This is a genomic window from Nocardia sp. NPDC005745, assembly GCF_040630775.1.
In the GTDB taxonomy this organism is placed as follows: Bacteria; Actinomycetota; Actinomycetes; order Mycobacteriales; family Mycobacteriaceae; genus Nocardia.
Genome location: NZ_JBEXYF010000014.1, coordinates 158,861 through 177,113, shown reverse-complemented (window position 1 = coordinate 177,113; position 18,253 = coordinate 158,861). Strand labels below are relative to the sequence as shown.

Annotated in this window: 17 protein-coding genes and 2 tRNA genes; 10 read left to right on the top strand and 9 right to left on the bottom strand. The window is 67.0% G+C overall.

All coding sequences use genetic code 11. The annotated features are described in order from the left end of the window. Positions 1 to 144: 144 nt before the first annotated feature. Positions 145 to 423 carry an antibiotic biosynthesis monooxygenase family protein gene (locus ABZ420_RS17235; protein WP_357123266.1) on the top strand — a complete coding sequence of 93 codons (279 nt, stop codon included), beginning with the start codon at positions 145 to 147 and terminating at the stop codon, positions 421 to 423. Here the strand turns inward: ABZ420_RS17235 and fadD32 are convergent. Together fadD32 and ABZ420_RS17225 are read right to left on the bottom strand one after the other, a co-directional pair. After that, complete coding sequence (gene fadD32, locus ABZ420_RS17230; protein ID WP_357123367.1) at positions 420 to 2,345, bottom strand: long-chain-fatty-acid--AMP ligase FadD32; 1,926 nt, start codon at positions 2,343 to 2,345, stop codon at positions 420 to 422. The genes ABZ420_RS17235 and fadD32 overlap by 4 nt on opposite strands. 111 nt (positions 2,346 to 2,456) lie before the next feature. Continuing rightward, positions 2,457 to 3,707 carry a KasA/KasB family beta-ketoacyl-ACP synthase gene (locus ABZ420_RS17225; RefSeq protein WP_357123263.1) on the bottom strand — a complete coding sequence of 417 codons (1,251 nt, stop codon included), beginning with the start codon at positions 3,705 to 3,707 and terminating at the stop codon, positions 2,457 to 2,459. A gap of 336 nt (positions 3,708 to 4,043) precedes the next feature. Here ABZ420_RS17225 and dcm point away from each other — a divergent pair, with 336 nt between their 5' ends. The 5 genes from dcm to ABZ420_RS17200 all read left to right on the top strand — a co-directional run bounded on the left by dcm (position 4,044) and on the right by ABZ420_RS17200 (position 8,030). Beyond that, entirely contained in the window at positions 4,044 to 5,177 is a 1,134-nt protein-coding gene (gene dcm / locus ABZ420_RS17220) for a DNA (cytosine-5-)-methyltransferase (RefSeq protein WP_357123364.1), read from the top strand. Further along, positions 5,174 to 5,602, top strand: a complete 429-nt coding sequence (locus tag ABZ420_RS17215) for a very short patch repair endonuclease (RefSeq protein ID WP_040864358.1) — start codon at positions 5,174 to 5,176, stop codon at positions 5,600 to 5,602. The genes dcm and ABZ420_RS17215 overlap by 4 nt, the downstream gene beginning before the upstream one ends. Positions 5,603 to 5,820: 218 nt before the next feature. Beyond that, on the top strand, positions 5,821 to 6,519 hold the full coding sequence (locus ABZ420_RS17210) for a DUF998 domain-containing protein (protein ID WP_357123260.1): 699 nt from the start codon (positions 5,821 to 5,823) through the stop codon (positions 6,517 to 6,519). 166 nt (positions 6,520 to 6,685) lie between these two features. Next, positions 6,686 to 7,078: a RidA family protein gene (locus ABZ420_RS17205; protein ID WP_357123257.1), complete on the top strand. Its 393-nt coding sequence runs from the start codon at positions 6,686 to 6,688 to the stop codon at positions 7,076 to 7,078. Positions 7,079 to 7,316: 238 nt separating this feature from the next. Further along, positions 7,317 to 8,030, top strand: a complete 714-nt coding sequence (locus tag ABZ420_RS17200; protein ID WP_357123255.1) for a maleylpyruvate isomerase family mycothiol-dependent enzyme — start codon at positions 7,317 to 7,319, stop codon at positions 8,028 to 8,030. A 176-nt stretch (positions 8,031 to 8,206) separates the two neighbouring features. Here the strand turns inward: ABZ420_RS17200 and ABZ420_RS17195 are convergent, their stop codons facing one another. From ABZ420_RS17195 to ABZ420_RS17185, 3 genes are all read right to left on the bottom strand, one after another. Then, positions 8,207 to 9,322: a hypothetical protein gene (locus ABZ420_RS17195; protein ID WP_357123252.1), complete on the bottom strand. Its 1,116-nt coding sequence runs from the start codon at positions 9,320 to 9,322 to the stop codon at positions 8,207 to 8,209. A gap of 6 nt (positions 9,323 to 9,328) precedes the next feature. Beyond that, complete coding sequence (locus tag ABZ420_RS17190; RefSeq protein WP_357123249.1) at positions 9,329 to 9,841, bottom strand: hypothetical protein; 513 nt, start codon at positions 9,839 to 9,841, stop codon at positions 9,329 to 9,331. Positions 9,842 to 10,376: 535 nt separating this feature from the next. After that, a complete protein-coding gene (locus ABZ420_RS17185) occupies positions 10,377 to 10,748 on the bottom strand; it encodes a hypothetical protein (protein ID WP_357123247.1) in 372 nt (123 codons plus the stop codon). 349 nt (positions 10,749 to 11,097) lie between these two features. Between ABZ420_RS17185 and ABZ420_RS17180 the strand changes: the two genes are divergently transcribed. Next, positions 11,098 to 12,372: a helix-turn-helix transcriptional regulator gene (locus ABZ420_RS17180; RefSeq protein ID WP_357123244.1), complete on the top strand. Its 1,275-nt coding sequence runs from the start codon at positions 11,098 to 11,100 to the stop codon at positions 12,370 to 12,372. 13 nt (positions 12,373 to 12,385) lie between these two features. After that, entirely contained in the window at positions 12,386 to 12,856 is a 471-nt protein-coding gene (locus tag ABZ420_RS17175) for an SAM-dependent methyltransferase (protein WP_357123241.1), read from the top strand. Positions 12,857 to 13,191: 335 nt separating this feature from the next. Here ABZ420_RS17175 and ABZ420_RS17170 read toward each other — a convergent pair. The 3 genes from ABZ420_RS17170 to ABZ420_RS17160 form a co-directional block, all read right to left on the bottom strand. Then, positions 13,192 to 13,264 (bottom strand) — tRNA-Arg (locus ABZ420_RS17170). Between the two features lie 34 nt (positions 13,265 to 13,298). Then, positions 13,299 to 13,388, bottom strand: a tRNA-Ser gene (locus ABZ420_RS17165). An 88-nt stretch (positions 13,389 to 13,476) separates the two neighbouring features. Next, positions 13,477 to 14,184: a dienelactone hydrolase family protein gene (locus tag ABZ420_RS17160; protein WP_357123361.1), complete on the bottom strand. Its 708-nt coding sequence runs from the start codon at positions 14,182 to 14,184 to the stop codon at positions 13,477 to 13,479. A 117-nt stretch (positions 14,185 to 14,301) separates the two neighbouring features. On the opposite strand from ABZ420_RS17160, the gene hisC reads away from it, so the two are divergent. Then, on the top strand, positions 14,302 to 15,375 hold the full coding sequence (hisC, locus tag ABZ420_RS17155; RefSeq protein ID WP_357123238.1) for a histidinol-phosphate transaminase: 1,074 nt from the start codon (positions 14,302 to 14,304) through the stop codon (positions 15,373 to 15,375). On the opposite strand, the gene ABZ420_RS17150 is transcribed toward hisC, so the two are convergent. Then, a complete protein-coding gene (locus ABZ420_RS17150) occupies positions 15,372 to 16,445 on the bottom strand; it encodes an alpha/beta hydrolase family protein (RefSeq protein ID WP_357123235.1) in 1,074 nt (357 codons plus the stop codon). The genes hisC and ABZ420_RS17150 overlap by 4 nt on opposite strands. Positions 16,446 to 17,159: 714 nt before the next feature. Between ABZ420_RS17150 and ABZ420_RS17145 the strand changes: the two genes are divergently transcribed. Beyond that, positions 17,160 to 18,233, top strand: a complete 1,074-nt coding sequence (locus tag ABZ420_RS17145) for a nitric oxide synthase oxygenase (RefSeq protein ID WP_357123358.1) — start codon at positions 17,160 to 17,162, stop codon at positions 18,231 to 18,233. Positions 18,234 to 18,253 lie beyond the last annotated feature (20 nt).

The window sequence follows — 18,253 nt, the reverse complement described above, 5'->3', positions numbered from 1 at the left end:
TCCAGGGTCGCACCGGAACGTGTATCGACCAACCGATTTTCCGGCTGCCGCCGGAGATCCGCGGCGACGGGTGCGACGCTCATTCGCCAAGCAACAACCTCGAGTTAACTCGAGGTCAAACCGCACAGATCTAGACTTCCTCCCATGCTGATCGTCGCCGGATATCTGCGGGTCACCGATCGCGACCGTTACCTCGACAGCTGCCGGGAGGTCGTGGCCCTGGCCCGCGCCCGCGAAGGCTGTCTGGACTTCAGCCTCGGCGCGGACCTGCTCGAACCCGATCGGGTGAACGTCTACGAGCGCTGGACCACCCGTGCCGCGGTGGAACGCTTCCGCGGCACGGGTACCTCGGGCGACCTCGACGCTCTGATCGTGGGCGCCGACGTCCGGGAATTCGAGTACGAGACCGAGACCCGGCTCTAGCCGACGACCGCCGTCTCCGACTCCCACTCCTGCGGCCCGTCCGGGAACGCCTGCTGCTGGTGGCCGCCGCGTAGCGTGCCCTCCAGATAGGCCGCCCGGCAGGCGCGGCGGGCGATCTTGCCGCTGGACGTGCGCGGAATCGAACCAGCGGGCACCAGCAGCACGTCCCGGACCATGACGCCGTGGCGATGCGCGATCGCGGCGCGCACGGTGTCGGCAACCGACTCCGACTCGAGCTTGCCCGCACCGGTATTGCGCTCGGCGACGATCACCAACTGCTCGGAGGTGTCCTCGGCGTCGAACGCCAGACCGGAGCGGCTGCCCTGCTCGAAGACCAGTGCGGGCAGCTCGTTGGCGGGCACCGAGAACGCCGCGACGAAGCCGGGGCGCAGCGCCGTGCTGGATTCCTGGGCCGAGAACTCCAGGTCCTGCGGATAGTGGTTGCGGCCGTCGACGATGACCAAGTCCTTGACCCGGCCGGTGATGTACAGCTCGCCGTCGAGGTAGGCGCCGAAATCACCGGTGCGCATCCAGTTGGCGTCGGGCGGCGTGCCCTCCGCGTGACTGCCCTCGGGCAATCGGGCGGCCAGTTTCGCGCGGAAGGTGGCCTCGGTCTCCTCGGGGCGCCCCCAGTACCCGATGCCCATGTTCTCGCCGTGCAGCCAGATCTCACCGACCTCGGCGTCCCGTCGCTCGGTGCCGTGTTCGGGGTCGACGATCACCGCCCACTGCGACAGCGCGACGTACCCGCAGGACACCTGCGCGATGGCGTTGTCGGCGTCCGCGGCGACCTCGACCATCCGCCCGGCGTTCAACTCGGTCCGGTCGACATGGACGACCTTCGCCTTGTCCCTGGCCCGGGTGGCGGAGACGAACACCGTCGCCTCGGCCATGCCGTAGGAGGGCTTGATCGCCGTCTCCGGCAACCCGTACGGCGCGAACGCGTCGTTGAACTTCTTCATCGACGACACCGACACCGGTTCGCTGCCGTTGATCAGCCCGATCACATTGGACAGATCCAATTTCTCGCCCGGCTTCGGCTTGCCGCGCGCCGCGGCGTGTTCGAACGCGAAATTGGGTGCGGCGGCGAATGTTCCGGCGCCGTCGGAGGCCGCGGCCAGTTCCTTGATCCAGCGATAAGGGCGGCGCACGAACGCGCTCGGCGACATGATCGTGATGAATCCGCCGCCGACCGTCGGCAGGATCACGCAGAGCAGGCCCATGTCGTGGAACAGCGGCAACCAGGTGACCCCGCGCGAATGCTCGGTGACGCCGATGGCATCGATCATCTGCAACAGATTCGTGCCCACCGCTCGATGGGTGATCGCTACGCCCGCTGGCGTCCGGGTGGACCCCGAGGTGTACTGCAGATAGGCGACGCTGTCGATGTTGATGTCCGGGCGCACCCACGAGGCGCCGACGCTATCGGGGATCGCCTCCACCGCGATGATGCGCGGACGCTGCGGCGGCGGCAGATGCCGGAAGAATTTCCGCACACCACCGGCCGCGGAGCCCGAGGTGAGGATCGCCGCCGGAGTGCAGTCACCCAGCACCGCGTGCAAGCGGTCGGTGTGGCCCTGTTCCTCCGGATCGAACAGCGGGACCGCGATAGTGCCCGCGTACACCGCGGCGAACAGCGAGACGACGTAGTCGAGTCCTTGCGGAGCGAGAATCGCCACTCGGTCGCCCGGCTGGGTGACCTGTTGCAGCCGTGCCGCCACCGCGCGCAGGCGCACACCGAATTGCCGCCAGGTGAGTTCGTGGTACTCGCCGTCCCTTTCCCGGGAGTAGTCGATGAAGCGGTAGGCGAGTTCATCGCCGTTCTCCACGCTGTGCTTGTCGACGAAGTCGATCAGGGTCCTGTCGCCGCGGATTCTGATATTGCCCTGATCGTCCAGATAGTCGTCGAAGGTTTCGTCGATCATCGCCTTATCCTTTTCCAGCGCACAGCCACTCAGGGCGTGCAATGACACCGAACACAGGTCGATAACGAAGCGCCGGGAAGGCTAACAGGTGTCCCGGCCACCTGGCGGTCAGTACCGTCCGAACGCGAGCGCGACATTGTGCCCGCCGAATCCGAACGAGTTGTTCAGGGCGTAATCGATGCGGCCGGGCCTGGCTTGGCCGTGCACCACGTCCAGATCGATGTCCGGATCCTGATTGTCCAGATTCAGCGTGGGCGGAACGATTTCGTCGCGCACGCTCAGCACCGTGAGCACCGATTCGAGCGCCCCGACCGCGCCGATGGAATGACCGAGGGCCGATTTGGGCGCGTAGACCGACGCGTGGTTGCCCACTGCCTGGCTGATCGCGCGCGCCTCCGCCGTATCACCGATCGGAGTGGCGGTCGCGTGCGCGTTGACGTGCGTGACATCGGTCTTGGCCAGACCCGCCGTGCGCATCGCACGGGTCATCGCACGCGCGGCCCCGGTGCCCTCCGGGTCGGGCGCCACCAGGTGGAAGCCGTCGGAGGTGATGCCCGCGCCCATCAGCCGGGCGTGGATGGTCGCGCCGCGCGCTCTGGCGTGCTCCTCGGTCTCCAGCACCATCAGCGCGCCCGCCTCGCCGAAGACGAAGCCGTCCCGCTCGGCGTCGAACGGACGTGAGGCGCTCTTCGGCGCGTCGTTGCGGGTGCTCATCGCGCGCATCATGCTGAACGCCGCGATGGCGAGAGCCTGGATGGAACCCTCCACGCCGCCGGTGACCACCATGTCGGCGTCGCCCATGACGATCGCCCGCCACGCGCCGGCGATCGCCTCCGCACCGGAGGAACAGGCCGACACCGGCGTCGTCACCCCGGCCCGCGCCCCGAGTTCCACCGCGACGCAGGCGGCGGCGCCGTTCGGCATCACGGCTTGGACGGTGTACGGCGAGACCTTGCGGTAACCCCCGTTTCGCAGCTTGTCCCGAGCGTGGATCATCGCCTCCGCGCCGCCGAGCCCCGTGCCGATCGACACCGCCAGACGGTGCTTGTCCACCTCGGGACTGCCCGCGTTGCGCCAGACCTCACGCCCGAGCACGACGGCCAGCTGTTCCACGTATGCGAGCCTGCGGGCCTCCGCCACGTCCAGATACGTCGCGGGCGGGACCTCGAGATGGCCGCCGATGCGCACCGGAAGTTCGAATTCGTCGATGAAATCGTCTTCCAGGACATCGATACCGCTGTCGCCTTTGAGCAAGCCCTTCCACGTGGAATCCACGTCACCCGCGAGGGAGGTGGTCGCCGCGAGGCTGGTGACCACAACAGGGGGGAACTGTCCGTTTCTGGTGGAAGGCATCTGCATGTTTCGCTCACTTTCCCTAGCGTCGCTCTGGAACGTCGTCGAGCAGAAAGCAATGCGCGAGCGCGCCACCAGGATCGTGGGCGGCCCGCACAGATGGCACTGGAGCGCAGGCGGAACGGCCGGTCATCACGTCCGTGTGCGACCACCCTTGTGCATTATTGGAAATGCGCACGGATCGCACTGCGTGACACGCGGACCGTACCAGGTGCCGAGACCGATGGTCGCGTGTTCGGGCATCGCCTCGGACGACTCGAGTAACCTGCTCCCCGGGCACGGGACGCGCGGGCGGCGTCCGGTGTGGACGCGAGAAAGGGTAGGTCGTTGACGGGCGCGCGGATGGTCGGGCTGTTCGCCGGGATCGGCGGACTCGAGCTCGGCCTCGGCAGGCACGGCTGGCACACCGAGCTGCTGTGCGAGATCGAGCCCGGGGCACAAGGGGTGCTCGCCGCCCGTTTCCCGGACGTGCCCCTGCATTCCGACATCACCCGGCTGCGGGCGATCCCGGCGGGAACGGAACTGGTCGCGGCGGGATTCCCGTGCCAGGACCTGTCCCAGGCGGGGCGCACCGCGGGTATCACCGGCACGCGCTCGGGTCTGGTCGACGAGGTGTTCCGGCTGGTGCGCCGCAAGCGCGGCCCACGCTGGCTCCTGATCGAGAACGTGCCTTTCATGCTCCAGCTGGGGCGCGGCGCGGCGATGCGGCACATCACCGGCGCGCTCGACGAACTCGGCTACACCTGGGCCTACCGCGTGGTGGACGCCCGCGCCTTCGGCCTGCCCCAGCGCCGACAGCGGGTGCTGATGCTGGCTTCCCGCACCGAGGACCCGCGCGGGGTGCTGTTCGGCGAGGACGCCGGTCCCCGCGTGATCGGCGATCCCGAGCTCGATCCGTGCGGCTTCTACTGGACCGAAGGGGTGCGTGGGCTGGGCTGGGCGGTGAACGCGGTTCCGACGCTGAAGGGCGGCTCCGCGCTCGGCATCGCCAGCCCGCCCGCGGTACGGCTGCCGTCCGGGGAGATCGTCACGCCGGGGATCTCGGACGCCGAACGCCTCCAGGGCTTCGACCCTGGCTGGACGGCACCCGCCACCGAGATGCCGGGCATCCGGAAGGGTCACCGCTGGAAGCTGGTCGGCAACGCGGTGAGCGTGCGGATGGCGGCCTGGGTGGGATCGCGGCTGGCCGCTCCGCTCGACCCGATCTCCGGGGATCAGCCGCTGGCGCCGGGCACGCCGTGGCCGGTCGCGGCGTGGGGGCGCGCCGGTACGGCCTACCGGGTGCCGGTCTCGACCTGGCCGGTGCACGAGCCGTACGAGGACCTGGCCCACTTCCTCACCGACGCGCGGTTGCTGTCCGCCCGCGCGACGGCCGGATTCCTGCGCCGCACCACCATGGGCAGTCTGCGTTTCCCGCCCGGCTTCCTCGCCGATGTGGAATGCCATTTGGATCGGATGGGCGGCTGGGCGGCATGAACCGGCCCCCTACCGACGCGGCCACCAGCGCGCGGATGGCGCGCCAGCGGCGCACCGGAACCGATCCCGAACTCGCGCTGCGCCGGGAACTGCATCGCCGCGGGCTGCGCTACTTCGTCGACCGCGCACCGATCCGGGGCCAGCGCAGGCGCGCCGATCTGGTCTTCCCACGCCGGCGAGTCGCGGTCTACGTGGACGGCTGTTTCTGGCACCGCTGCCCGCAGCACGCCACCGATCCGAAGAACAACGCCGAATGGTGGGCGGTCAAGCTGGCGGGCAACGTGGCCAGGGACCGGGCCACCGACGCGGCGCTCGTCGCGGCGGGATGGCGCGTGGTCCGCGTCTGGGAGCACGAGGATCCCGTCAGCGCGGCCGATCGCGTCCAGGCCGAGTTGTCAGCGGTGGTGGCGCACCCGCACGAGTGAACGCGGAGCGTGTGCGGCCAGGTAGCCGGACATCACCATCACCGTGATGACCGCGATTCCGGCGGCGGCAGTCGCGAAACCGAGCATGGGGACCTCCTCGAGTTGCAGCTGTCGACCAGCGTGCCGGGCGAAGCTGACAAGACCCTGTGTCCCGGATGGTAATGACGTGTGCGGCCCGCCGCTGTCCGGCGCGCTCTAGGAACCAGCACAATGGGGACGTGACGGATGGCTCGGACATCGCCGTTCGGCGGGCGCGACCGGCAACTGTGCTGGTCGCCGCCGCGATCGCGATCGCGGGGCTCTGCTATTCGTCCTGGGTGCTCCAGTTCGCGCTGAAGATCGATCTCGACCCGGTCGACACGTTCCTCAGCGAACTGGACGCGGAGGGCAAGCCGTACCGGGAGGTGTTCGCGACCGCGGACCTGATCGTCGGGGTGTCGCTCATGCCCGCCGCCGTCGCGGGACTGCTGTTGTTCCCGCGCCGCAGGATGACCACCGTCGGCTGGATCGCGCTGTTCTGCTTCGGCGCGGCGACCATCGCCGACGTCCTGCTGCCGCTGCGCGACTGCACGCCCGGCGAGAGCGGGTGCGGCGGCCCGAGCGAACTGTTTCCGCAACTGCATCAGCCGCACGCACTGACGAGCACGCTGGCGGTCACCTCGATCGCGGTCGCCGCGTGCGCCTTCAGCCTCGCCGCTTTCCGCTACCGGCGCTGGCGGGTGTTGCGTGAATTCGGCTTCGTCGTGTTGGTGATCGGCGCGCTGGCGACGACCTGGATGCTGGTGGCCGACAATCTGCCGGGCAACTACGCCCTCGGGATAGCGCAGCGGATTCAGGTGGGTGCGATGTCGCTGTGGTTGATCACCTTGGCCGTGGCGGTGGTCTTGGAAGGTCGGGAGCGTGCCGAGCCGAGGTGATCCTCCACCGTCTCCCGTGGGTCGAGTCGGCCGGGACGGCACTGACAACTGCGAGTCAAGGGGTACGGAAAGCGGATGACGCTCCGCCGTGCACGGCGATCACCTTGCTCGTGCCTCGACTGTCCGGCACATGGTCCCGCTGAGCGCCCGTGCGATGCTTTCGCCCATGAGCGATCGCGTGAACATCTCCTCGGGTTCGGAGTTCGAAGACCTCGTCGGCTACTCGCGGGCGGTCCGGCTCGGCAATGTCGTCGCGGTCAGCGGAACCACCGCTTCGGCCCCCGGCGGCACGGCCGTCGGCGGCGACGACATCGGCGAGCAGACGAGGGAAACCCTGCGGCGCATCGGCTCCGCGCTGGAGGAGGCGGGCGCGAGCCTGGCCGACGTGGTCCGCACCCGCATCTTCGTCACCGACATCGCCCGCTGGCCCGAGGTCGCCGAGGCGCACGCGGAGGTGTTCGGCGAGATCCGTCCGGCGACGGCCATGTACGAGATCAAGGGCTTGATCACCCCGGCCCTGCTGGTCGAGATCGAAGCCGACGCGATCGTCGCCGGGTAGGGCGCCGAGCGGCGCACACCCTTCGCGTGCCGCCGTCCGCGAGCACACTGGTCGACGAGCTGATCGTGCTCGACTGCGGTCCGCCGACCGGACCCGCGATCGCCGGTGACCGCTGCAAGGGGGCGCCCATCACGCCACGCGGGCCCTCGGATTCCGGGTGGTCTCGGCTCACGTTCCCAGAACGAACCCGGCCCGTCGTTCGCGACGAGCCGGGTTCTCTCTCGCTAGGGTCGAAACCGTGACCACCGCCTCGCAGACCGCCGTGCAACTCGACACCGTCGCCGAGGCGACCACCCGCCTGCTCGACACCATCCGCTGTCTCGACGAGCACGCCGTCACCGAACCATCCTCGCTGCCCGGCTGGACCCGCGGCCACGTCATGGCCCACCTCGCCCGCAACGCGGACAGCCTGGTGAACCTGCTGCTGTGGGCCCACACCGGCGTCGAAATCCCGCAGTACGCCAGCGCTTTCCTGCGCGACAGCGACATCGAAGCGGGCGCGCCCCGCCCACTCTCCGAGCAACTCGCCGACAACGAGGCCGCCGCCACCCGCTTCCTCGGCCTCGCCCGCTCACTCACCGACGACGCTTGGCAAGCCCAGGTCCGCACCCGCCAGGGCCGCCCCATCCCCGCGACCGAAGTCCTCTGGATGCGCCTGCAAGAGGTCGAAATCCACCACGTCGACCTGAACGCGGGCTACACCCCCGCCAACTGGCCAGCCCCCTTCGTCGCCCGAATCCTCCCCCAGGCCACCGCCGACCTCACCCGCCTCACCACCGACACCCCCCTCGCCCTCCACGCCACAGACTCCGACTTCACCGCCACCATCGGCCCAACCCCCGCCACCCACACCATCTCCGGCCCCGCCTCCTCCCTCGCCGCCTGGCTACTCGGCCGCAGCCCCGGCTCGGACCTCACCGGCGACCTGCCGAACCTCCCCGCCTGGAAATAGCCCCCTCTCCCTGCCTGCATGAATATTGGCCCGTATGCCTCGGAGTGGGTCACCATTGCCAGGGGAGGTCTTTAGCCCACACAGGAACGTGCCGCCAGATTGGCTTCTGAACGATGAAATCGGTTGGACCCACCCCCTGAGGCAAGGGCGGCGCTGTGAGCAGCGGCGGAAGTCGGTTATCGGTCGCGAGATATTTCACGTGAGCGTTCCTGCCCTTGCCCAGTGCCGCCACGCACAACGCCTGGCGCATGACCAGGTGGCTCCCGCACCGCCGCTGATGGTGGTTGCGCTTGGCCGAGTTCGAGAAGCTTCACCACTTCCGGCGGCACTCCCCGGGCTTGGAGGCGTGCCAGTTCTCCAGCGCGTTCTTTGTTGTCGGCTGCCTCGCGGGCAGTGCGGGCTTCTTCGCGCGCTTTCTCCTCCGCTCTGCGGGTGTCGGCTGCTGCACGCTCCAAGCTGGCGGCGTCGGCTGCCTCTCGGGCCGCCTGTTCCCCAGTATCGGCGGCTTCCCGTAGCTGAAACTGTTCGGGCACCGGGAATTCCAGCGCCACCCGTTCGGCAGCCTCACGTTCGATCCGTGCACCGGGTGTTTCGCGCGCCTGCCTGGCTAGCTTGGCTTGTTCGTGCGCTTGTCGCTCGCGCTCGACTCGCGCGGAGGCTGCCGAACGGCCACGCGTAGCTCCGTCGCGGAATCTCAGCAGACTCCGGAACTTCTCGGCTCGCTCGCGTGCCTTCTTCGCCAGCTCCGCCAATTTCCCCCGCTGCTCGCGCTGCTGCGCCTTTTGCTGCCGCGCCTTCTCGCCGACACCAGGCAATTCGAGCTGCTGACCCCGCTCCAATTGCAGCCCGCGCGCCCAGATTTCGCGGGCATCCGCTCGGGGAATTATCTGATGCGTGAACCGGTCCCCGAAATCCTGAATCAGTCCTCTGATCAGTTCTTGAGCATTTTTCGAGATGAACTCGCCTTCGACCGAACGCAGCGTGTGATGATTGATCTCTCTGTTGTCGAGAAGTTCTCTGATTCCCCTGAGCTGCTTCTCGTCCTTCCGTCCTTCGATGCGGCCCGACTTTTCTTCGATAGAATCGGCACGGCTCCGGTTATGCTCGTTTTTGATCTTGTCGAACTGGATTCGTTCTATGCGGCCGTTGCGGTCTCGGAACTCATATTTGCGCGATCCCCGCGTGTATCCGTTTTCACGATCACGAAAGAATCTGTCGGTGCCGTTCTCGAAGATCCTGCCGCGCTCGTTCGGTTCGAAATCGTCGCGATCCCTACTGTAGCCGTCACCCATTGAGGCCTACATCAGATTGTAGTATTTCCTTCGCAGGTCGGCAGTGATGTGAATGAAGCCGTCACCGTATTCCATATTGTGGTGGATCATGGAGTCGATGTAGTCGAATACCGTGCATTCGTCTTCGTCACCGTCGTAATCCACCCATCGCAATGCCGGATTCACGCCGCCGCCATAGAACGATTTATCGTGACCATATTCAGTGTGGTCGACCCATTCGCCATCCACGTATTTCTCGAAACATGCGCCGAGGAAGCAAATGAATGCATCGGTCATATCCTGGTTTTCGGGAAGGTACGGCGTGTCCGGATCCGGGAACAGTTCTCTGCATACATCGTTCAGCCGGTCCAGGTCCGGAGAGTCTTCGGGCCACAGCTTCGAAGGAAGGCGTTGCAACCCCGCATGGTTCAAGAACTTCCGCACCTGCGCCGCACGCCGGTCGGGATCGACCCATTTCCCCCATTCGGTCTGCTCGACGGGTACGCCGAGGTCCATGGTCAACTGCTCGTCAGTCCCCATGCCTAGCTCCTTCTCGTCATGGTCCGAACAGGTCAGTGTCGCGCGTGCACGGTCACCGGGCAAGGAGCATCATCGCTCGATATACAGCCGTTCACACGGCAACCTGGGCCAGCCCTCAGCACTATCAGGGAGCACGTTCACGGCGTCGACGTAGTGCCGTTCCCGATGCTCCTGAACGAACAGTAGGGCGGCAGTGAGGCAGGCCGCGAAGTCGAACCGTGCGCCGTGCAGGAAAACCGACAGATGCACATCCGGTTCGTTCGGCAGCGGAGAAGTCATCACATGCCCCGTTCCCGGAACCACCGGTAGTCATCGCGAATCACGATCTCCGCCGCCACCCGAGTCGAACACTGCAACGGGTCGCAACCCTCTCGCATGTCCAGTGCCTTATCCGCAGCGTCACGGTTCATCAGCGGCAGTGCCGGGTTGCTGTGCGAAGTCAGCCGGTCATGCAGCCGCGCTAACGCCGCCTCAACGTCGAATCTGCGCGACTTGCCGCCCTGGAGTAGTCGCAGGTTAGGCCTGTTCGGGCTCATCACTGTCCGGCATAAGCCAGTACCCGCCGACGTTGCGCCCGCTTCGCTGCCGCGATGTCCCGTATTGCCCGCACTATCAGCCACCCGGAAGGGCGAACGTGGCTGTCGGGGCGCACGATCCACGCACGGAACGCGGTCCCGCGATCGGCTGGGCTCGGCAACCCGATCGTTCCGCCGTCGCGCACGATCGACACGTTGAATCGGAACATCTCAGCGAACAACGGCACATCATCGGGCACGTCCGGGCGGATGATGAACGTCCAGCGTTGCGACCGCGGATGCGACAGGATCGGCCCCAGCTTGTAACCCTGTTTCTGCATCCGGACTTTCACGTCGTGCCCCAATACGGCGGGCATGGTGATCGCCCACACAGAGCCGCAGCGGGCCACGATACGGCCCACATGCGGAGGGTCAACTCTCGCCGGTATATCGCACCCGTTCCGGTAGTAGTGACATCGAGACATCGGTGTGTCCCCGAACGCTTCTCGGCGCATCTGGCTCCCCTGCTCATACTCGTCGTAATAGGCGCACCCGGCCCCGGCAACCCCTTGATCGGTATTTGGGACAGGAACGGATTGCGGTAAGGGGCTCGCGGTTCCGTACCCCTGCCGGACGCATATTCAGATGACCACGGAACATGCACCGGGGAAACCGAATCGGCGTCCACAGCGCATCCACAACTAGCTGTGTGCGGGTCCGTGACCGGCTAGATTCGGCGGTATGGACGGTCACGCCGCTATCGTCGGTGCGCAACTCCGAGCGGCCCGAGAAGCCGCTGGAATGTCCCTGGCCGCACTGTCTGCTCAGATCCACTACAGCAAGTCGGTGCTTGCCTACTACGAGACCGGAGAACGCACACCGACGCTCGATGTCATAGCGTGTTACGAGAAGCATTTCGGTCGCATCCAAGACCCGGTAGCGGGTTTGCTCAACCTCGGAAAGGCTGATGTGGAACGGCGCTCTTTCCTACGTGTCGGATACTCCACAGCACTCAGCGCATCCGTCCTGCTGCCAGGCGGACTCGACCACCCGGCTGCCCTTCCGCGCAAGGAATCCCGAGTGCGCTACGTGGGGGAAGCCGATGTAGCCGCTGTACGAGACGTGATGCTCGTGTTCTCGCAGATAGATCAACGACTCGGCGGCGGACACGGGCGCACAGCCGTCGTCCAATATCTGACCAACGAGGTAACCGGCTACCTGCGGGGGTCCTTCGCCAGCGAGACCGTGCGCCGCCAGATGTTCTCCGCAGCGGCGGAAATGGCTTACCTCGTCGGGTGGATGGCATTCGACAACGACGAACACGCGGCCGCACAACGCTACTTCGCCACATCGACGCAGCTCGCCGCCGAGGCGGAAGACGCGCCGCTGGCCGGTCACGTGATGCGCGCAATGGCGCACCAGGCCGTCGACCTAGGACACCCCGAGCAGGGCCTACAGCTGGCCGAAGCATCCGTCAACGGCGCTCGCTATCGGTTGGCCTGCCCCCGCGAGCGCGCACTGCTGAAGGTCGTACACGCGAAAGCATTGAGCGCGGCCGGTCGGCCCGCCGAGTCAGCGAAAGCTCTTCTCCAAGCTGAGCAGGATCTCGCGGCAGCCTCCGACTCCGATCCCGAACCCACTCGGGTGTTCTTCTTCTCCGAGGCGAGCCTCGCCCACGAAACCGCGTGCGCACTGCGGGACGCGGGCAACCTCGCCGGGGCCGCTGACCAATTCCAGCTCAGCGTCCGCAAGCGCAAGGCCACCGCGTTCATACGAACCCATGCGGTGACTCTTGGTTACCTCGGCACGGTGCAGGCCCGCAGCGGCGAAATCGAGCAGGCTTGCACCACCTGGCGTTCGGCACTCGGCGCGATGGGCAGGGTGCAGTCCGGGCGCACCCGGAACGTGGCCCGCGACATACGCTCAACGCTGGCACCGTACCGCGACCAGTCCATTCCCGGTGTCCGCGAGACTGACGAGCAAGCAGCCGAGTATCTAGTCGCAAACAAGAAGTGAGACAGGGGTTCGTATGGCTGACGAAGTGTTCGAGGTAGCGCCGGTCGCGCACGTCGTAGGTGGCCGACGCGAACCAACCGATGATCACTGGGGCGGCACCGAGGCAATCATTCGCGTCGACGCCCGCCGGTTCACCGAAGAGGCGGTACAGGGGTTGGAGGAGTTCAGCCACCTGGAGATCGTGTTCCGGTTCCACCTGACCGACCCGACGGACCTGCACTTCGGTGCGCGCAGCGCACGCGACAATCCCGAATGGCCGAAGGTCGGCATCTTCGGGCACAGGAACATGCGACGCATCAACTGGCTCGGCGTCTCGCGCTGCCGCCTGCTCCGAGTGGACGGCCTGGACCTGCATGTCGCCGAGCTGGACGCCGTCGACAGCACGCCCGTGCTGGATATCAAACCCTGGTTCACGGAGTTCGGCCCTCGCGGAGACGTCCGACAAGCTGCATGGTCCACGGAAATGCTCAAAGACTACTTCTAGGTCGCACACAGAAACTCGAGCGCGGGTTCGTTCATCGCACTCTCGCTCAGCTGGTGCAGGAGGCGCGCGCTCGGACCGCTCCGGCTGCATGATCCGCGCGCCTCGTGCGCGACGTTGTTGTTCACGATCGGCGCGGAGGCGGCGACGGTCCAGCGCATCCTGCGGCACCGTTCGATCACCGTGACGACGCGCACCTACATGGACGTCATCGACGCCGTCAAGCGCGGCGCGGTGACAGGTAGGAACGCGCTGTTCGAGCGACATTGTCGTCAAACGGCGTCGTCAGAGATGCGAGAAGGCCCCTCCGTTGATACCGGAGGGGCCTTCTACCTGCGTGCGCCCGAAGGGATTCGAACCCCTAACCTTCTGATCCGTAGTCAGATGCTCTATCCGTTGAGCTACGGGCGCAGGTGTTATTCAGTTGTACCCGGTTTCCCGGGCTTGGCGGAGGCGAGAGGATTTGAACCTCCGGTCCCCGTGAAGGGACAACTCATTAGCAGTGAGTCCCATTCGGCCGCTCTGGCACGCCTCCTGGAGCCTTCTCTTCGAGGGCACCGGTCCTTTCGAACCGCCGAGCCAAAAGGTTACAGGAGCTACCGTCCAGATCACAAAACGGCTGGTCAGCGTAGGTTACTGTCGAACCAATCGAAGATTCTGGTCTGGGAATCGACCGCATCGTCCCCGTCATCCGCGTCTGAGGTGTCGGCGCGGTGGTGCGAGCCGGGGTAGGTGACGACCAGGCTGGCGACCGCGGCGCGAGCGGTGGCGTCCCGCAGCTGGTCGACCTGGGCGGGCGGGGTGGCCGGGTCGTCCACGCCGAACAGGCCGAGCCACGGCGCCTGGAGGTTCGGAGCGGCGCGCACCAAGGCATCGGCCTGGTCGGTGAGCGGCTCGATGATGCCGGGTGACGCGACGCTCACCGCGGCGCCGATCGGACGATTGGTCGCGACCAGGAACGCCGCGGTGCCCGCGGAATCGAAGCCGAGCACGCCGATGGTGTCGGGGAACACCCCGCGCCGGGTGAGCCAGTCGAAGCAGGCGTCGAAGTCGTCGAACAGCTCCTCGCCGAAGACTCCGCCGCCCGGTTGGCCGCCTCTCCGATGGAAGAGTTTGGGTGCGACAACCGTCCAGCCCTCGCCTGCCAGCGCGTCCATCAGGTCGCGCAATCGGCCGGTGAACTCGCTGGACTCGTGCAGCAGCACGATCCCGCCGCGTGCGTTTCCTTCCGGCTCCACCACCGTGATGGGCACCTGCCCACCGCTGGCCGGCCGCTCGTCTTCCTGGTCGCTCGCCCGCAGCGGGGCCGAATCGTCGTAGGTGCCCGACATGAAACCAGCGTAGGGCGCGTTGCCGATCTTCGGTAGAAATTGCACGTGAGGGCGTATAGACCAGAGATTTTCCGGTACGCCGATCGGGCTTTCCACGGCGCCGATTAGGGTTGGAGTGTGACAGCGCAGATCCGGCCGGACCTCGAATCGATCCCGGCGTACACCCCCGGCCGCAGCAATCCCGGCGCGGTCAAGCTGGCCAGCAACGAGACGACCGTCGGTCCGCTGCCCGCCGCCGCCAAAGCCATCGCCGAGGCGGCCGAACTGGCCAACCGGTATCCGGACAATCAGGTGACTGAGCTGCGCACGCTGCTGGCCGAGTTCCTCGGGGTCGGTTTCGAGAACGTGGCGGTCGGCTGCGGCAGTGTGGCGCTCTGCCAGGAGCTGGTGCAGATCACCTGCTCGTCCGCGTCCGACGAGGTGCTGTTCGCGTGGCGCTCCTTCGAGGCGTATCCGATCGTGACCAAGGTGGGCAACGCCACCGCCGTGCAGGTACCCCTCACGCCGGGGCAGGTGCACGATCTGGACGCGCTGGCCGCCGCGGTCACCGAGCGGACCAAGCTGGTCTTCGTCTGCAACCCGAACAACCCGACCGGCACCGCCGTCGGCAAGGCCGAGCTGGTCCGGTTCCTGGACTCGGTGCCGTCGCACGTGCTGGTGGTGCTGGACGAGGCGTACTACGAGTACGTCCGGCTGGCCGACCACCCCGACGGCGTCGAGATCGGCCGGAGCAGGCCCAATGTGGTTGTGCTGCGGACCTTCTCCAAGGCCTACGGCCTGGCCGGGCTGCGGGTGGGTTACGCGGTGGGCGACCCGGCCGTGATCACGGCCCTGCTGAAGGTGCACATCCCGTTCAGCGTGAACCGCCTCGCGCAGGCGGCGGCGATCGCGTCGCTGGAGGCGCGCCACGAATTGCTGGATCGCACCGACCTCCTGGTCACCGAACGCGCACGGGTGCGCGACGCCTTGGTGGCGGCGGGCTACCCGGTGCCGCCGAGCGAGGCCAACTTCGTCTGGCTGCCGCTGGGCGCGCGCAGCGCCGAGTTCGGCGAGGCGAGCGCGGCGGCGGGGGTGCTGGTGCGGCCGTACGGGACGGACGGAGTGCGCGTCACGATCGGCGACCCGCACGAGAACGATCTGTTCCTGAGCTTCGCCCGTGAGCCGGAGGTGCTCGCGCGGTTCCTGGGTTAACGCACGCCGATCGCGGGCGCGATCGTCGGCCAGGAGAGGGCGAGTTCGTCCTCCCAGTACGGCCAGGAGTGCGTGCCGGTGGCACGGAAGTGCGCGGTGATCGGGATGCCGAGCGACCGGAGCCGGTCGGTGAGCCGCCGGGTGCAGGCGTTGGTCGCGGCCTCCAGCGGGCCGCCGAACGTGATGGCGCTGGGTAGGTCGACGTTCGGGGTGCCGGGCACGTCGTGCACGCCGGGCAGGCCGCTGCCGACGGACAGATAGATCGTCTTGCCGCGCAACGCGTCCGCGTGCAGGGTGACGTCGTGCGCCAGCCAGGCCGGGTCGTCCTGCTTGCCGAACATGTTGTCCGGCTCGCCCATGTAGGTGGCCACCACGGCGCGCGCCTGCGCCTGGCCGATGTCGGTGCCCATCGAGAAGCAGCCGCTGTGCGCCGCGATCGCCTTGTAGAGCGCCGGCTGACGGAACGCGAGCATCATCGCGGCCTCCGCGCCCATCGAGACGCCCATGACCGCGTTGGTGCCGTTGCCGTCGAACTTCGCGTCGATCAGCGGGGGCAGCTCCTTGGCGAGGAACGTCTCCCACTTGTTGGTGCCGAGCACCGGGTCGGCCTGCTGCCAGTCGGTGTAGAAGCTGGCCGGACCGCCGACGGTGAGCACGACGTTGACGTCCTTGTCGGCGTAGAAGCGGTCGGCGTGCCCCAACTCGGTCCAGTTGTTGCTGTCGGGGCTCGCGCTGCGCCCGTCCAGCATGTACACCGTGGGACGCGGGTGTGACTGGTCGCGCGGCAGAAGGACCTGCACCTCGACCACACGGCTCATCGCGGGCGAGGCGACGAAGACCCGCAGCCAGCGATCGTTGATCGGTTCGACGCGCTCGATCCGCGGCGTCGAGGGCTGTTTACTGGTCGGTTCGGCCGGACCCGGCCCGTCGGCGGACCCGGTGTTGACCGGCGGCGTATTACCGGGCGCCGCCGTGACCTGGGGAGCACCGAACGACACCGCACCGGAGACGAGTGCGGCACTGATCAGGGCGCTGGAAAGCCAACGCCGCACCCGGCGGTGACAGAGCATGCGAACCATCCTGCCAGAGACATCGAGGGTGGGCCGAGGGCCGTCACCATGTCGAGGAACACCCACCGGACTCAGCATGCGGCCGCGGCCTTTGCCTGTGCCGCTCCGGGGAGAGACGCCGCTTCCGCGCCGAACACCTGCCGACACCGTGAACCCCAGGAGGTGATCCCCCGACAGCAGAAGCCGGACCGTCGACATCGCGCAGAAGCGAACCACCCAATCCTCGAAAAGCGGACCCGGTCAACGGTACTCGGCACGCCGGATCCGGTTCCCCGTCCGGGCGATCCAGCAAATCCAGCAAATCACGGCACACCATCAGCACACCCGCCGTACGCTGAGCGCCGAGCCTTTTCGGAATTCGAACCAGGACGGGCATGATCGCGTATCCACACCGCTGGCGCCGAGGTCATCGCCCTGTGTTTCGGCGAGGTATGCGGACCGGCCGCCCGGTTCGCATTCGCGAAAGCCCTTCCGGAATCGAAATCATGTTCGGGCGGGAGCTATTTCACGGCATCTGCCCTGTGCGCCTTCGCGGGCCGCCACGCGACTCCAGCGGTACCGGCTGCGCTCACGCGCGGATTCTCCTGCTCGACTCGCCTGTTTCATCGCAGCACCTATGCCCGACCGGAGAAAACCGTGAATCCAATGTCACCCGTCTCCTCGATCGAGAACGAATCGGACACAGCGACTTTCCGCGCCGATCTGGAACGCCGGATGCGGGAGTGTGACGAGTTCTACCGGCTGCCCGAATTGGCGCACCTGAGCGCCCAGCGCCGGTGCAGCGCGCTGGAGCAGCTCGAACAGACCGGCTCCTATCTCCAGACCGCCGAGGAGATCCTGATCGGAGCCAAACTCGCCTGGCGTAATCACGCCCGCTGCGTGGGCCGCAAACACTGGCGCTCGCTGAAATTGCTCGACGCCCGGCGGGTGCGCTCGGCACGCGATCTGGCCGAGATCTGCTGGCAGCATCTGCACATGGCCACCAACAACGGCGCCATCCAGTCGATGATCACCGTCGGGCCGCCACGGCAAGCGGACGGGCGCGAGTTCCGCGTCGTCAGCCCGCAGATCATCCGGTACGCGGGCTATCGCAACGGGGACGGCACGGTCACCGGCGACGCCGCCCATGTCGAATTGACCGAATTCGCCATGAAGCTCGGGTGGCGCGGCGCGGGAACGCCTTTCGACATCCTTCCGCTGCTGATCAGCACGCCGGACGAGCCTATTCGCTGGTTCGACATCCCGCCCGAGCTCGCACGCGAGGTGGAACTCGAGCATCCCGAGTTCGAGTGGTTCGCCGGCCTCGGCCTGCGCTGGCACGCGCTGCCCGCCGTGTCGAACATGAATCTCGAGATCGGCGGTATGACGTATCCGTTCGCGCCGTTCAACGGCTGGTATATGGGCGCAGAGATCGGCGCGCGCAATCTCAGCGACGCCAACCGCTACAACATGCTCCCGCTGATCGCGGAGATGATGTGCCTGGACACCAGGGCCGAGCGCAACCTCTGGCGCGATCAGGCCCTGGTCGAACTGAATCGCGCGGTGCTGTACAGCTTCCGCAAGGCGGGCGTGTACATCGTCGACCACCACACCGTCGCCAAGCAGTTCTGCGATCACGTCGAACGTGAGGAAGCCGCGGGCCGCGCCTGCCCCACCGACTGGTCCTGGATCAACCCGCCGATCTCGTCCGGGCTGACACCGACCTTCCACCGCTACTACGACCCACCCGATCTGGATATCAGGCCGAACTTCGTCCGCCGCGATTTCGGCGCGGACATCACGGGATAACCGCTCATGCACTCCATGAG

What these genes read in the sequence shown, in the direction of transcription:
- ABZ420_RS17235 (WP_357123266.1), top strand. Translation starts at nt 145, where the DNA reads ATGCTGATCGTCGCCGGATATCTGCGGGTCACCGATCGCGACCGTTAC.
- ABZ420_RS17225 (WP_357123263.1), bottom strand. Translation starts at nt 3,707, where the DNA reads ATGCAGATGCCTTCCACCAGAAACGGACAGTTCCCCCCTGTTGTGGTC.
- dcm (WP_357123364.1), top strand. Translation starts at nt 4,044, where the DNA reads ATGGTCGGGCTGTTCGCCGGGATCGGCGGACTCGAGCTCGGCCTCGGC.
- ABZ420_RS17215 (WP_040864358.1), top strand. Translation starts at nt 5,174, where the DNA reads ATGAACCGGCCCCCTACCGACGCGGCCACCAGCGCGCGGATGGCGCGC.
- ABZ420_RS17205 (WP_357123257.1), top strand. Translation starts at nt 6,686, where the DNA reads ATGAGCGATCGCGTGAACATCTCCTCGGGTTCGGAGTTCGAAGACCTC.
- ABZ420_RS17195 (WP_357123252.1), bottom strand. Translation starts at nt 9,322, where the DNA reads ATGGGTGACGGCTACAGTAGGGATCGCGACGATTTCGAACCGAACGAG.
- ABZ420_RS17190 (WP_357123249.1), bottom strand. Translation starts at nt 9,841, where the DNA reads ATGGGGACTGACGAGCAGTTGACCATGGACCTCGGCGTACCCGTCGAG.
- ABZ420_RS17180 (WP_357123244.1), top strand. Translation starts at nt 11,098, where the DNA reads ATGGACGGTCACGCCGCTATCGTCGGTGCGCAACTCCGAGCGGCCCGA.
- ABZ420_RS17175 (WP_357123241.1), top strand. Translation starts at nt 12,386, where the DNA reads ATGGCTGACGAAGTGTTCGAGGTAGCGCCGGTCGCGCACGTCGTAGGT.
- ABZ420_RS17160 (WP_357123361.1), bottom strand. Translation starts at nt 14,184, where the DNA reads ATGTCGGGCACCTACGACGATTCGGCCCCGCTGCGGGCGAGCGACCAG.
- ABZ420_RS17150 (WP_357123235.1), bottom strand. Translation starts at nt 16,445, where the DNA reads ATGCTCTGTCACCGCCGGGTGCGGCGTTGGCTTTCCAGCGCCCTGATC.
- ABZ420_RS17145 (WP_357123358.1), top strand. Translation starts at nt 17,160, where the DNA reads ATGCGGGAGTGTGACGAGTTCTACCGGCTGCCCGAATTGGCGCACCTG.